Source organism: Bacteroides pyogenes, from assembly GCF_014196225.1.
In the GTDB taxonomy this organism is placed as follows: domain Bacteria; phylum Bacteroidota; class Bacteroidia; order Bacteroidales; family Bacteroidaceae; genus Bacteroides; species Bacteroides pyogenes_A.
On the sequence record NZ_JACIDI010000003.1, the window covers coordinates 62,448 to 76,821 of the forward strand.

Genomic DNA, 14,374 nt, shown 5'->3' on the forward strand with positions numbered 1-14,374 from the left:
TCAACAGGCAAAAAAAAACACATCCGAAAGTTGGGAACGATGATGTTTTTTCATTTACGGGTGGAAAATACCGCCACTTCTTCATGGGCTTCGGTTTGAGATAAAAGGGTAATCCGGTATTTTGTGAAGAAAAATCAGTTCGTTCACCATAAAATATACGCTCAATGGCATTGCTGATCATCGTAAAAAATATACCTTTGTATAATCCGAAATGATTTTATATGGTAAATTACCATCAGTGGCAGGATTGAGTTGATCTTAATTATAGGGTGAAAGGAGTAATTTGTATGTTATTGGTAAAAATATGCTACCGCCAAGGGTGTATTTCCGAAATATATTGCAGAACGTTCTGCATAAAGCAGTTTTTGGGATATGTAATGTCACCGACATTTAATGATCATCAGACAACGATGCTGAATAATTTGCCTGACGGCGACTTTTCGGTGAGCTGCGACCTCCCAAAGCGGGTGGAAGCCTGCAAATGATGCGAGATACTGCCATAATGTATTTAAATACATGATAATCAGAGGTGATTTGTAACGGGAGTAAGGTGATGATTAGAGTACAAGTTTCCCGTTCAGAGAGGTGAAAGTTTCGGAAACTGATGCCAGATGTCAAAAGCAAAATTCGACTCTACCGAACAGTGCTACAAGTATAAAGACTGTCGAAAAGATGGTTATGGCTCGTGAAAACTCCCACAAGTGGGGTATTGCGTTTCATATGAGGGATATAATTTTGCGACAGAAACATTTGAATCTCAACTATCCGACAAGATGAAAAGAACATACGCTATAATAATCCTGCTGTCGCTCTCTATCTTCCCCTTTCTCTTTGCACAAGGCGGTAAAACGGTGACGAACGATACGAGGGAAGCCTATCCGGATTCCCTGTGGGGCGTGTTGCGTACTTCGGAGCTGACACCTAAAGAGCAGGTCGGCATCTATCGGTTATTGTCCAATTGGTACGGAAGCTATGACACGCACCGCACCATCGCTTGTTTGAAAAAAGGATTGGAGATAGCTGAAAGGGAAAAGGTGACAAAGGAAATTCCACATTTCACTCGTTCGCTCGGAGTCTATCACAACATGTTGATGCAATATGATTCGGCCAAGATGTATCTCGACCAATCGCTTGCTTGTGCTGTCAAGCTGAAAGACCGTCGCGAAGAAGTACAAGCTTACCGTTGTATAGCCCATTGGAATTATCGGCAGAACCGCTATATTGAAACTCTCGACAATTGCATGACGGTACTCCGGATAAGCGAAGCCATCAACGACACTTCGAGTCAGTTCAATGCCTTGTCGAATATCGGCTCGCTCTATCGGGAATTAGGTAATTTGGACCGTGCCGAATATTATATTCGAAAGAATATCGATTTGAGCAAAAAGTATAATATACCTGAAGACCGTATGGCTTACTATGAACTGGGGCTTATCTATATGGAGAAAGGCGAACTCGATCTTGCTTTGGAATATGAACTTAAAGCAAACGAATGGTTCAAGTTAGGTTATAAAACATTCGAAATATATTGCGATCAAGCCATAGCCAAGATTTATACTTTGAAACGAGAGTACCCTCAAGCCATAGAATATACGGAAGAAAGTATCCGGCTGGCGCGTGAATTCAGTGATACGCGCCTCGAAACCATAGGTCTGCAGATACTTTCTACTATCTATCGAGAGCAAAACCGATATGGCGAATGTGAGACCATAGCTTTCAAAGCATGGGAAAACGATTCTACGATGCTCGATACCGCTCCTGAATTGGCCTATAATTTAGCTTTTGCTAATTTACAACTCGGTAATAGGGAAAAATCTTCATATTTTTTCCGCCAATATGCCCGGCTGGTGAACGAACAGAACGTGAAGGGCTTTCATCGGACTATGGCGGACATGGAGATCAGATATGAGACTGAAAAGAAACAACTCCAGATTTCTTCCTTGCAAAAGGAAAAACGACTTTATATTATAGTGAGTGTGTCGGGGCTCCTTGTTCTTTTGCTGATAATGGGGATGCTCATGTATCGCTACCGTTTGATCCGTCAGAAACGTGAGCTCGCTGAGCAGCAGGTCAAGCAGTTGAAGCAGGAGAAACAACTTGTAGCCACACTTGCTTTGTTAGACGGAGAAAATGCCGAGCGTACCCGCTTGGCACGTGACTTACACGATGGGTTGGGGGGCATGCTTTCGGTTATCAAACTGCATTTGTACGGTATCAAAAGTCTTTCCGTACTGCCGCCGGCAGATGCAGAACGGTTCAACAAAGCTCGAAAGATGCTCGACGAACTGATGGAAGAACTTCGCCACGTGGCGCACAACATGATGCCCGATTCACTTTCACGCTATGGTATCAAAACCTCGTTGGAGGATTTCTGTCGTTCTGTTCCAATGGCGAATTTCCAGTTTTTCGGTGAGAATCCGCGGCTCGACAGCCGTCTCGAAGTGCTTATCTACCGTTGTGCCTACGAGCTCATTAATAATGCGATGAAGCACGCTGACGCTACGCGTATCAATGTTCAGTTGACAGTTGATGAACGTCTCGTCTCTCTTTCCGTGCAGGACGACGGCAAAGGATTCGATCTCGAAACGGTGGCATACGGGGCTGGCTTTACTAACATGAGTAACCGCATTGCTGCTTACAATGGTACAATCAATGTATATTCCTTACCCGGCACGGGTACGGAAGTAACCATAGAAATAGAACTTACGTCATGATACAGGTACATATCGCGGATGACCACCGCATGTTGGTCGAAGGGTTGCAGGCCGCAATCGAAGAATCAGGCATCGCCAGAGTCGTGGATAAGTCTCACACACTTGATGTATGTCGTAAAACACTTTTGTTCAGGTGTCCTGATGTGCTCCTTTTAGACATCTCTATGCCCGATGGAAGCGGTGTCGATTTTTGCGAAGAGGTACATGAAAAATATCCGGACGTGAAGATACTGATGCTCACTACTTATGATGAATATACGATGGTCAACCGTGCCCTTGCCGCTGGAGCATCGGGATACATCCAGAAAAATGCCTTGTCGGAGGAAGTGGTGAAAGGTATTGAGACTGTTATGGCCGGCAATACATTTTTCAGCACTGAAATCGACCGGATGATGAAGAAACGTATCAACCAAGCCGTATGGCTCACTACTCGCGAACAGGAATTACTCCGCCACATCGTGGACGGCTGCACCAATCAGGAGATAGCCGACCGTATGTTTCTCAGCGTAGAGACCGTCAAGACCTATCGAAAGAACCTCACACAGAAGCTTGGAACCAAGAATGTGGCAGAGTTGATACGTATTGCTCTGCGTGACAAGTGGGTGTGAATGGTTTCCTTTATTTTAAGGAGCGAGATATCTTATTGTTGATTTCAGCGAAGACACTTGCCTCGTTCGATCCAAGTTTGATATGCTACACCGACCTAATATCCGGTAGCAGATTGTTCTGCTTGTCGTTGAGAATGATAGCTTCTTCACTCTTAATACGACTTCCACGGCGCAGTTCTAACAAGTGGATAAAAAGACCCCCTTTAATATTACAATGTCTTCGTTCTGAGGAAGATGATTTGTTTCATAATAGGAAACTTTCCTGACTTGTCCAATTTGTTATGTGTACGCTGTACACATGAACATGGTCGCTTTTCAGTGACTCTTTAGACAAACGTGAAAAATTTCTTAGACGGAGACTTTATCTCTTTTTAATCAGTTCACGAACACTGGGGCCTCTATGATGCGGGTATCCCGGAGTATGCTCTCTGCAGCGGGCATCGGCGTTTACTTTTAGGCTGCGGTAATCATCTCCGGTGCGGGTAATGTAATCGTCGAGCAATGCACGGTGTTCGGCAAGTATCGCGGTATATTTCGGGTTTTTGGCGAGATTTATTCGCTCGCCCGGATCTTTTTTCATGTCGTAAAGCTCTTCACCGTTCCCTTCCAGAAAATGCGTGTATTTGTATCTCGGGCTTCGTATCATCCGTCCGGGAGTAGTGATGTACTCGTATTCGGTATGCCACTCCGAAGCCACATAGGCGTGTGTCTTTTTCTGCTTTTCTCCTTTCAACGTCGGAGCAAGGCTGATACCGGCTTTATCTGAGGGGACAGGGATATTTGCCAGCTCGCAAAGTGTGGGCAGAAGATCTAATGTAGGCTGGGTGAGCAATTCGGATACAGGTTTCTTCCGTTGCTTGATGCCCGGACCGGCAAAGATGAAGGGAACGTTCGTCATTTCATCATAAAAACTGAGGTGTTTGGTCACCATGCGGTGCGAAGCCATTCCGTCGCCATGGTCGGCTAAGATCACAATGATAGTATTTTTGCCTGCGGGTGTGGAATAGAGTGCTTTCAGCACGCTGTCTATCTGCCGCGATACCATCTTGGTGTAGTGCCGGAAAGCGGCAATATAGTGGCGGTAGTTTTCTTCGCTCCACTGAGAGGCTTGTGTCATACGGCGGTGTCCGCAACAGATGTATTGAATCGGAATAGGGATTTGACTCCAATCTTCCACTTCAAAGTTAGCAGGCAGTTCCGGAAGTTCTCCGCTGATGGGGCGGTCGGTATGCACGCCCTGATTCTCGCCTACGAATCCGCAAATATTGTGCGGGTTTTGGAAATCGGCGATGCAGATAAATGGTTTTTGGGGCGGATTGCTCAGGTATGCCACCGCGTCTTCGCAAGTCCCCACATCGAGGAAGCTGTCGTTGTTGACCGGAAAATCCGGATCGGTGAAAGGCTTGGGTACGGGTTCCTTATGCTTGAAGCCCCTTAACGCGCCCATGTCGTGTGTCTTTCCGAAATGTACGGCCTCATATCCGTGGTCCGAGAAAAGGCTTCCCAGTGTCGGTACGCTGTCCGGCAGAGGTGTGTTTACGGGTTCAGCGGAATTGGAACGCACATTCGTCTGATGAGGCATCAGTCCGCTCCATAGCCCCGCACGTGAGGGCTGGCTCAGGGGGCATCCCACGTAAGCGTTGGAGAAGATGACTCCCCGTGCCGCCACTTCGTCGATAGGAAGCGTACAGCCTTGGGTTTGTCCGTATGCGCCTACGACACGCTGGGTCAGATGGTCGCATTGGATGATTAAAATATTGGGTTTTTCTTGCGCTTGGGTTGCTGCACCGCATAGTGCCAATCCCATAAACGGATAAATTATTCTCATTCCGGTTAGAATTAAGTGATAAAATGATTTTCAAACAAAAGTAACGAAAAACAAGAAGCAGGCGGCTTGTATGCCGACTTTTTGAACGTAAACGAAAGGATTTTGTACAAAATAAAGAATTACCGCCGATGTCGCGCGCTGCCGTCATACGGTTTTGCGTGCATCGTTGGTAATTCGAATACTCTTGTTTTCCGATAAATGTCGGAAAACATCAATTTTTATTAACTGTTCATGCTCATTAGGAATTCGTCGTTGTCTTTGGTTTTCTCCAGACGGTCTTTTACGAAATCCATCGCTTCGAGCGGATTCATGTCGGCAAGATATTTGCGCAATATCCACATGCGGTCGAGCGTAGTTTTGTCGAGCAACAGATCGTCGCGCCGAGTACTGGAAGCCGTAATATTGACTGACGGGAAGATACGCTTGTTGGACAGGTTGCGGTCGAGCTGCAATTCCATGTTGCCGGTACCTTTGAATTCTTCAAAAATCACTTCGTCCATTTTCGAACCCGTATCGATCAATGCAGTGGCGATGATGGTGAGCGAACCGCCGTTTTCGATGTTACGGGCTGCGCCGAAGAACCGTTTCGGCTTGTGCAACGCATTGGCGTCCACACCGCCGGAGAGAACTTTGCCCGAGGCGGGAGATACAGTGTTGTAAGCGCGCGCCAAGCGGGTAATGGAGTCGAGGAAGATAACCACATCGTGTCCGCATTCTACCAGTCGTTTGGCTTTTTCGAGTACGATGCCCGCTATCTTCACGTGGCGATCGGCAGGTTCGTCGAATGTAGACGCAATGACTTCCGCATTTACGCTGCGTGCCATATCCGTTACCTCTTCAGGGCGTTCGTCTATCAGGAGCATAATCATGTAAACTTCCGGGTGGTTGGCAGCAATGGCATTGGCAATATCTTTCATCAGGATAGTTTTACCTGTCTTCGGCTGGGCGACGATCAATGCGCGCTGTCCCTTGCCGATCGGTGAAAACAAGTCTACTACGCGGGCAGACATCGAATCGGAATACCCTCCTTTGCAAAGCTTGAACTTTTCGTCCGGGAAGAGCGGGGTCAGATGCTCGAATGGAACACGGTCGCGTACGAATGCCGCATCCCGGCCGTTGATTCTTGATACTTTGACCAGCGGGAAGTATTTTTCTCCTTCTTTCGGCGGGCGAATGACACCTTCCACTACATCGCCTGTTTTCAGCCCGAACAGTTTGATTTGCGACTGCGATACGTAGATGTCGTCAGGTGAAGAAAGGTAATTATAATCCGAAGAACGGAGGAATCCGTATCCGTCTTGCATGATTTCGAGCACGCCTGTTCCGCTCAGGATATCATCGAATTCGTAAGCCTTTTCACGTGGTTCGGGAGCTTTTCGCTCCTGTTGCTGCGGCTGGGTGCTTTCGTTTAAGTTATTCTGCTGGGCAGGGCGTTGCATTTGCTGACGCGGATTGTTGCGTTGGGCATTGTTGTTTCCGGCATTGTTGTTGTCGCGTTGACGGGCGATGCGCGGACGCTGTTGCGGTTGGGTTCCCGGTTCGGTAGGGGCTTGAGCGGGTTCGGCTTTGGTTGCTTCGAATTTGCCGACAAGCTCGGTGGGAAGTTCGATTCTTTCGGACGGTAAATCTTCGATGGGGATGAAATCATCTTCATCTGCGCTTGATAAGATAGCGCTTTCTTCATCGACAACAGGTGCGGGTTTGTTCGGCTTGGTTGCCGTTTCCGGAGTCGTTTTAGGTGTTTCTGCTTTTTTCTCCGTTTCTTTGCTTGTCTGCACATCGTCTGCAACAACGGCTTTCTTCTCGGCGACAGTTTTTTCTTCGGTTGTTTTCTCTGTTTTTGCTACAGTTTCTGCTTCTTTCTTTGCCTTTGCCGTTTCTTTACGGGGACGTCCGACTTTACGCTTCGATTCGGTTGTTTTTCCTGTTTTTTCTGCTGTGGCAGAACTTTCGTCGTCTCTACCGGCCGTTTTTTCTTTTGGAAGTACTTGCGGTTGTGGATCGGGTGTGGCTTTGGGTTTGGTTATTTCCCCGTCTTTTGTTGCCGACATTACTTTGTCTTCCTTTTGGGGAGCGGCAACACGCGAACGCTTTTTCTTTTCTTCCTTGCGTTCCTCTTTCAGTTTGTCCGCAGCTACTTTTTTAGTAGCGCCCGCTATTGCCTGTTCATCGAGTATTTTATAAACAAGTTCCTCTTTTTTCAAAGATTCTGTCTTCTTTATACCCAGTTCTTTGGCAATAACTTGAAGTTCCGACAAGTTTTTGTCGTTCAATTGAATAATGTTATACATATAGTATGGTAAATTATTAATAATGTTATCTTATTTGAGATATGAGTGACGTGACTACAGCCTCGAGGCTACAGATATGAGATATGCGAGCATATATTGTTCTTTATTATGATTTTGGGATGTTGTACGCCGATTGAGTTGAATAGTAGGACTCATTCAACGAGGCAAAGATAGGAAATATTTTTAATTTTCGATGCGATTAAACATTTTTTATGTAAAAAGGTTGTAAGTTTTTGTAATTAATCACTTATTATTGTGTTGTCTTGCTATAAGTTAATGGTTCATCATATGGTCCGGTAAACTATGATCCGTTGTGTGTGCTCATCTATCCGGAAGCGGTTATCCGTTCGTTCACCGATTAGCCATGCGATGCGTTTGCCGCAGCAAAGCACCCATTGCTGCTCTTTCTCTCGAATGGAAAATTTGCGGTCGGTCAGATAGTCGCTTATTTTTTTCTTCCCTTTCATGCCAAAGGGCACGAACACATCTCCTATTTGCCACTTGCGGCAATACAGGGGAGCATCTAATTTATCGGCATCGAAGCAAGCAAATTCTTTTCCTTTCGGGATATGAAAATCGGGTGTGTACATTTTCTCTTCACTGATTAACCGAAAAGGCGGTTCGCTCTCTTTCTCAGGTTTAAGGGGGCCGATCAGCAGAAGATCTCGGTCTTTGATCACTCTTCGTTTCTTATTGATGAAAACTTTTCCCGGTTGACTTTGCAGGGTGGATGCGATGTTATTAATTTGCGAAGAGTTGAAACCCAGGGGGTGAAGAATTTCGAATAAAACACTTCGCGGCGCTGGTTCTTTCAGCAATGCGTCGATACGGATTCCTTCGGGTGTTATTACCCGTTCTTTGGCATCTGCAATTCCTTTACGGTAAATTGCATAGACTTCGTTCAGGTAATTTCCTGTTTCCGTCAAGGTTTTCCTGACCGAAGGGTTGATCTCTTCCATCAGCGGAAGCAGGTGCAAGCGGATTTTATTGCGGGTATATTCATCCTCCGTATTCGTGCTGTCGGTTACATATTCCTGTTTAATGTGTTGCAGGTAACGGATGATTTCCTCCCGACTTACGCAAAGTAGCGGGCGGACAATTGTTCCGTTGCGCGGGCGGATACCCAGTAAGCCACTTATTCCGGTTCCCCGGATAAGGTTTAGCAGTATTGTCTCTACGCTGTCGTCCCGGTGATGTGCTACGGCGATCGTGTCTGCCCCATGTTTCACTCGTAGCTTTTCAAACCATTCATACCGCAATTCTCTGGCTGCCATTTCTATGGAGATATGTTTTTCGGCGGCATATCCGGACGTGTTGAAACGGATGCTGTGAAGCGGAATGCCGAGTTTGCGGCAAAGCCGACGGACAAACTGCTCGTCCCGGTCGGATTCTGCACCTCGCAAATGAAAGTTACAGTGAGCAGCTTCGCACCGGTAGCCGGCGGAATGAAGAAGATGCAGCAAAGCAACCGAGTCGGCGCCACCGCTCAATGCCACAAGAATTTTACTCTCCGGTGAAAAGAGATTTTCCTTTTCAATATATTGCTTTACCCGATTTGTTATCACGTGAGCAAAGGTAATAATTATTCTTTAGATTTCAGCCATATCATCCTGCTTTCGTTCGTCTTAAAATGGAAATACAATATAACTGAGAAAACAAGGAATAATTTCTTGCTATTTGAAAACAATCTAAATAATTTGCGCACTCGGGAGTTATGGATTATCTTTGCCGAAAATTTAAGATAGCTATGCGTTTGTCCGATTTAAGAACAGGTGAGAAAGGTGTGATAGTCAAGGTGATGGGTCACGGAGGTTTCCGCAAACGTATTGTGGAAATGGGCTTTATTAAGGGCAAAACGGTTGAAGTGTTGCTGAATGCTCCGTTAAGGGATCCGATAAAATACAAAATATTAGGTTACGAGATATCTCTTCGCCGTCAGGAAGCCGGGATGATTGAGGTAATCAGTGAAGAAGAAGCGCAAAGGAATATCACTGATACGGTTTGCCGCGAAGGTTTGCCGGAAGATGTTTTCGTAAAAGAAGAAGCGTTAAAGAGAATTGCTCTGGGGAAGCGCCGTACAATAAACGTCGCATTGGTGGGAAATCCGAATTGTGGCAAGACGTCTTTGTTCAATTTGGCTTCGGGAGCTCACGAGCATGTAGGCAACTATAGTGGAGTAACAGTGGATGCCAAGGAAGGATACTTCAACTTCGAAGGCTATCACTTCCGCTTGGTTGATCTTCCGGGTACTTATTCTTTGTCAGCATATACTCCCGAAGAGCTGTACGTACGCCGCCATATTATCGACGAAACACCCGATGTGATCATTAATGTTGTCGACTCCTCCAATCTGGAGCGGAATCTTTACCTCACCACCCAACTGATCGATATGAACGTGCGTATGGTGGTAGCCCTCAATATTTACGATGAATTGGAAGCGAGCGGCAACCGATTGGATTATAGACTTTTGAGCAAATTGTTCGGTGTGCCTATGATACCTACGGTATGTAAAAGGAATAAAGGCATTGATACGCTTTTTCATGTAGTGATCAATCTGTACGAAGGAGTAGATTTTTTCGATAAGAAAGGGCGAATGAATCCTGAGGTTTTGCAAGATCTGATGGAATGGCACGATTCGCTGGAAGATCGTATGTACCATGAGGAAGAACATCCGGAAGATTATACGCATGCGCATCAAACGGCAGGACGGGTTTTCCGCCATATTCACATTAATCATGGACCCGATTTGGAGAAAGCGATCGATGCTGTGAAAGAAGAAGTGTCGAAGAATGAATCCATCCGCCACAAATACTCTACACGCTTCCTTTCCATTAAGTTATTGGAGAATGATCCGGACATAGAGCATCTGGCAATCCGGTTGCCTAATGGCAGGGAAATTATCGGTATCCGTGATAAAATGGCAAAACGCTTTAAGGAGACAAACGGCGAAGAGTGTGAATCTGCTGTAACAGACGCTAAATATGCTTTTATCAGCGGAGCGTTGAAAGAAACTTTCACTGACAATCATTTGGAGAAGCAGCAAGCTACCAAGATGATTGATGCGGTTGTAACGCATCGTGTCTGGGGCTATCCCATCTTTTTCCTTTTTATGTTCTTGATGTTTCAGGCTACTTTTGTATTGGGCGAGTATCCTATGAAAGGAATTGAGTGGGTGGTTGGAGTGCTTGGAGATTTTGTCCACGGATACATGAATGACGGACCTTTGAAAGATATGATCATCGACGGAATTATAGGAGGAGTAGGGGGAGTGATCGTCTTTCTGCCCAACATTCTTATTCTCTATTTTTGTATTTCGCTGATGGAAGACTCCGGATATATGGCTCGTGCGGCCTTTATCATGGATAAAATCATGCATAAAATGGGGTTGCATGGTAAATCATTTATTCCGTTGGTTATGGGATTCGGGTGCAATGTGCCGGCAGTAATGGCGTCCCGCACCATCGAAAACCGTAAAAGTCGCCTTATCACCATGTTGATCAATCCGTTGATGTCTTGCAGCGCCCGTTTGCCCATATACTTGTTGCTGGTTGGGGCCTTCTTCCCCGGTAGTGCCAGCCTGGTATTGCTAAGCATTTATGCCATCGGTATACTGCTGGCTGTTGTGTTCGCCCGGTTGTTGAGCAAGTTTCTGGTGAAAGGCGACGATACTCCTTTTGTTATGGAACTCCCCCCTTATCGAATGCCGACCGCAAAATCCATTTTCCGTCACACGTGGGAGAAGGGAGCGCAATATTTGCGAAAAATGGGTGGAATCATTATGATTGCTTCTATCATTATCTGGTTTTTGGGGTATTATCCCAATCACGAGACGTATGCTACAGTTGCAGAGCAACAGCAAAACTCTTACATCGGTCAACTGGGGCGTGCGATGGAACCGGTTATCAAACCTCTGGGATTCGACTGGAAGCTGGGCATAGGGTTACTGTCCGGTGCGGGAGCGAAGGAGTTGGTTGTAAGTACATTGGGTGTTCTTTATGCGGGCGATGCCAATGCCGATACTGTCAGCTTGTCCGAACGAATTTCCATCACCCCTTTGGTCGCTTTTTGCTATATGCTGTTTGTTTTGATTTATTTTCCCTGCATCGCTACATTGGCGGCGATAAAGCAAGAGTCCGGCAGTTGGAAATGGGCGCTTTTCGCGGCCACTTATACTACTCTGCTGGCTTGGCTGCTTTCTTTCGCCGTTTATCAGATAGGAAGATTGTTTGTTTAATTGTCAGTGACGGGCTTTGAAAACGAGTTACGCCGTATGCCGGCTTTCCATTTTCTTTGCTGTTCGATAAAATAGGAGAATTTATATGATTAATTGGCAGGAATGGGTTGTCGGGATAATCGTTTTACTTTGTATAATCCGCGTTTTATACGGAGTGCTTCTTTTTTTACGCCGAACCGAAGAGAATAAGAATCCCTGTTCGACGTGCGTAACTGGTTGTGAATTAAAGGAGCTCATGGAAAAGAAGCGCAATGAATGTAAGTCGCAGAAGAAAAGTTCAAAGAAAAAGTGTTGTGGATAGTTGGTTATTATAAAAAAAACACTACCTTTGCAACCGCAATCGAAAAGATTTGGTTCCTTGGATGAGTGGCTTAGTCAGCGGTCTGCAAAACCGTGTACGGCGGTTCGAATCCGCCAGGAACCTCAAAGAATCCTCCGAAATCGGTTATTATGGCCGGTTTCGGAGGATTCTTGTTTTGGGAGGGATGGAGATAGGGGTGGCAAAAACTGATTTTATAAATGCAGATTGTCATCATTCCGCATCTACTTCTGACGTTTTTTTAGATTCTTTCGACAAACTGGTGAAATGAAAGAGCCGGCCAGTTCCTGCTGTACTTTGGCGCACTCCCCGCTCTGATATAAATCCGTTTTCCCGTCTTTTTGAAGTTATATATTGTTTGGAAATGCTTCTTTATGAACAGTATTACATCCAATTCTTTTTTTCGTTATTGCTTCTTATCTTTGTTTTCGATTTATGGCATTTGCTTGTCAGTTAACTTTTTGATGGCTATATAAAAAGAAGTTTCTTTTACTGAATAAGAGCTTTGCACCGCTGATTCGGGGCAAAAGCTCGCGTAAGGTTTCTTTTTCGAGATACTGTTTGGGGCAAATCTTGCAAGTTGATTTGAAGAGTTTGATATAAGTCGATTCGGGATTTACCCTGCCTGGACAGAAATACACAGGCGGTGAAATGAAAAGTTTGGTATAAGTCGATTCGGAGTCTACACTTGTTTCTGAATATACTCCTTTTGTTTATCGGGAGTGGTGTGTAGCTCTTACGGGCAGAAGATTCGGGCAACGGATGCCAAACTTGCTTGTTCATGAGGTTGTGACACTGTCTCTTATGGGCAGAAGATTCAAGCAACGGTCAATTTTGCCAGGTAGTCGTAGTGTTTTCCTCGTTTTACCAATTCGGCTTTGAACCCGCATTCGGAGGCGTAGAGACCGAGTGTTTCGAAATCCACGTACAACCAGTGGAACGAATCGCCTTCGATATCCTTGTATTTCATCCGGAAGTCTATTTCTCCGTAATAGTTCCCTGCCAGGTCGATAAGGATGCTTCCGTCTTCTTCTTCTTCAAAGAGGTAACTCAGGTCACTGGAGTCCATGTAGATGCAGCCTCCGGGTCGAAGCATCTGCTTCATCCTTTGAAAGAAAGCGGGCATGTTGCTCAGTTTGCCGATGATGCCCGAGCCGTTCATCAGCATGAGAATCGTATCGAAAGATTCCCGGAAGCTTTGGTCGAAAAGGTTGATGAGGCGTGCGTCGTTCACTCCCCGCTGTATCATCACTTCGACCGAAAGGGACGAGACGTCGATGGCGCAAACGTCTTTGCCCATTTCCTGAAGCGCGAGCGCATGGCAACCGCTTCCGGCGCCTACATCCAGAATGCGTCCTTGAGCCAGTTGCAAGGCTGTCCGCTCTATCGCCGGCATGGATGAAAAGCTCCGGAACAGTTGCCTGACGGGAATTTCATCTTCATCGAACTGAGAGGAGAATACCCTCAGCCTGCCGGCGTTGCGGCGGTTGAAGAATTCATGGATTGCAGCTCCCATCGGGTCTTTCTCTGCGGGTAAGATTGTTGTTTCCATCCGGAGTTGTTTCTTGTTAGGCATGGCAAAGATAAAGATTTCGCGGGAAATGAGTATCTTTGCTGTTGAAAAAGTGGATAATATATGAGTATAGAAGAGGCAATCATGGGCGGCATCGTCTTTAAAGGCAAAAAAGACAAGCCCAAAGAAGAGGGGAAGGTAAAGACGAAGGCGAAGAAGGCGACTTATATTCGTGGTCTTCACGGGTCGGGTGCGGCTAAAATGAAAGCCGATATCCGGAAGAAGCGGGCGAACCGCCATAAGAAATAAGGATCGGGAAAGCGATCGTTGGGGTTTTAAGCAGAGTATAGACTTTTGTTGCGGCTTCATATTACATCGTGCCGGGCATAGATGCCTGTCATGAGAGTGAGGTGTGCCTTGCCATGTGATAAGTGATTGACCGTGCTGATTGCGGAAGCATGGAAGGGGTGGATAACGCGCTGAAGCAATCTGCTTCAAGGGAAGTAGTATTTTGTATCGACTTCGCGGAACGATAGGGGGCCAGCCTCGATGAACTAAAGACATGGGCAAAGCAGTGGATCAGGTTCTTCACGGAACGACAGAGGTTTGGTTCCAATCCGATAGAACCTCTGCAGTGAAGGCTTTTCCCCTTCCGGCACTCCCAAAGAAGTTTGGTTCCAATCCGATAGAACCTCTGCTTCAGCCTGACGAAGCTTCTGTTTCAGCTTGACGGAGCCTCTGCTTCAGCCTGACAAAGCTTCTGTTTCGGCCTGACGGAGCCTCTGCTTCAGCTTGACGGAGCTTTTACTTCGGCCTGACGAAGCTTCTGTTTCAGCTTGACGGAGTTTCTGCTTCAGCTTGACGGAG

At 46.1% G+C, this 14,374-nt stretch carries 9 protein-coding genes and 1 tRNA gene; 6 read left to right on the forward strand and 4 right to left on the reverse strand.

Features of this window, described 5'->3' with window-relative positions; genetic code table 11:
- Window positions 1–773 precede the first annotated feature (773 nt).
- Window positions 774–2,714 carry a tetratricopeptide repeat-containing sensor histidine kinase gene (locus tag GGR07_RS02635; RefSeq protein WP_021644399.1) on the forward strand — a complete coding sequence of 647 codons (1,941 nt, stop codon included), beginning with the start codon at window positions 774–776 and terminating at the stop codon, window positions 2,712–2,714.
- Complete coding sequence (locus GGR07_RS02640; protein WP_021644400.1) at window positions 2,711–3,322, forward strand: response regulator; 612 nt, start codon at window positions 2,711–2,713, stop codon at window positions 3,320–3,322. Before GGR07_RS02635 ends, GGR07_RS02640 begins: the two co-directional genes overlap by 4 nt.
- 361 nt (window positions 3,323–3,683) lie before the next feature.
- Here GGR07_RS02640 and GGR07_RS02645 read toward each other — a convergent pair whose 3' ends face one another.
- From GGR07_RS02645 to tilS, 3 genes are all read right to left on the reverse strand, one after another.
- On the reverse strand, window positions 3,684–5,150 hold the full coding sequence (locus tag GGR07_RS02645; RefSeq protein ID WP_034543206.1) for a sulfatase family protein: 1,467 nt from the start codon (window positions 5,148–5,150) through the stop codon (window positions 3,684–3,686).
- Between the two features lie 221 nt (window positions 5,151–5,371).
- The gene (rho, locus tag GGR07_RS02650) at window positions 5,372–7,441 is read right to left on the reverse strand and encodes a transcription termination factor Rho (protein WP_021644402.1); all 2,070 of its coding nucleotides are present in this window, start codon (window positions 7,439–7,441) and stop codon (window positions 5,372–5,374) included.
- Between the two features lie 284 nt (window positions 7,442–7,725).
- The gene (gene tilS / locus GGR07_RS02655; RefSeq protein ID WP_039972398.1) at window positions 7,726–9,006 is read right to left on the reverse strand and encodes a tRNA lysidine(34) synthetase TilS; all 1,281 of its coding nucleotides are present in this window, start codon (window positions 9,004–9,006) and stop codon (window positions 7,726–7,728) included.
- 182 nt (window positions 9,007–9,188) lie between these two features.
- Between tilS and feoB the strand changes: the two genes are divergently transcribed.
- The 3 genes from feoB to GGR07_RS02665 all read left to right on the forward strand — a co-directional run bounded on the left by feoB (window position 9,189) and on the right by GGR07_RS02665 (window position 12,099).
- Window positions 9,189–11,675 carry a ferrous iron transport protein B gene (gene feoB / locus GGR07_RS02660; protein ID WP_034543207.1) on the forward strand — a complete coding sequence of 829 codons (2,487 nt, stop codon included), beginning with the start codon at window positions 9,189–9,191 and terminating at the stop codon, window positions 11,673–11,675.
- A gap of 85 nt (window positions 11,676–11,760) precedes the next feature.
- Complete coding sequence (locus tag GGR07_RS13855; protein WP_034543208.1) at window positions 11,761–11,976, forward strand: hypothetical protein; 216 nt, start codon at window positions 11,761–11,763, stop codon at window positions 11,974–11,976.
- Window positions 11,977–12,027: 51 nt separating this feature from the next.
- Window positions 12,028–12,099 (forward strand) — tRNA-Cys (locus GGR07_RS02665).
- A gap of 712 nt (window positions 12,100–12,811) precedes the next feature.
- Here the strand turns inward: GGR07_RS02665 and GGR07_RS02670 are convergent.
- Window positions 12,812–13,546: a class I SAM-dependent methyltransferase gene (locus GGR07_RS02670; RefSeq protein WP_034543213.1), complete on the reverse strand. Its 735-nt coding sequence runs from the start codon at window positions 13,544–13,546 to the stop codon at window positions 12,812–12,814.
- An 84-nt stretch (window positions 13,547–13,630) separates the two neighbouring features.
- Between GGR07_RS02670 and GGR07_RS02675 the strand changes: the two genes are divergently transcribed.
- Window positions 13,631–13,816 carry a hypothetical protein gene (locus GGR07_RS02675; protein WP_021644410.1) on the forward strand — a complete coding sequence of 62 codons (186 nt, stop codon included), beginning with the start codon at window positions 13,631–13,633 and terminating at the stop codon, window positions 13,814–13,816.
- Window positions 13,817–14,374 lie beyond the last annotated feature (558 nt).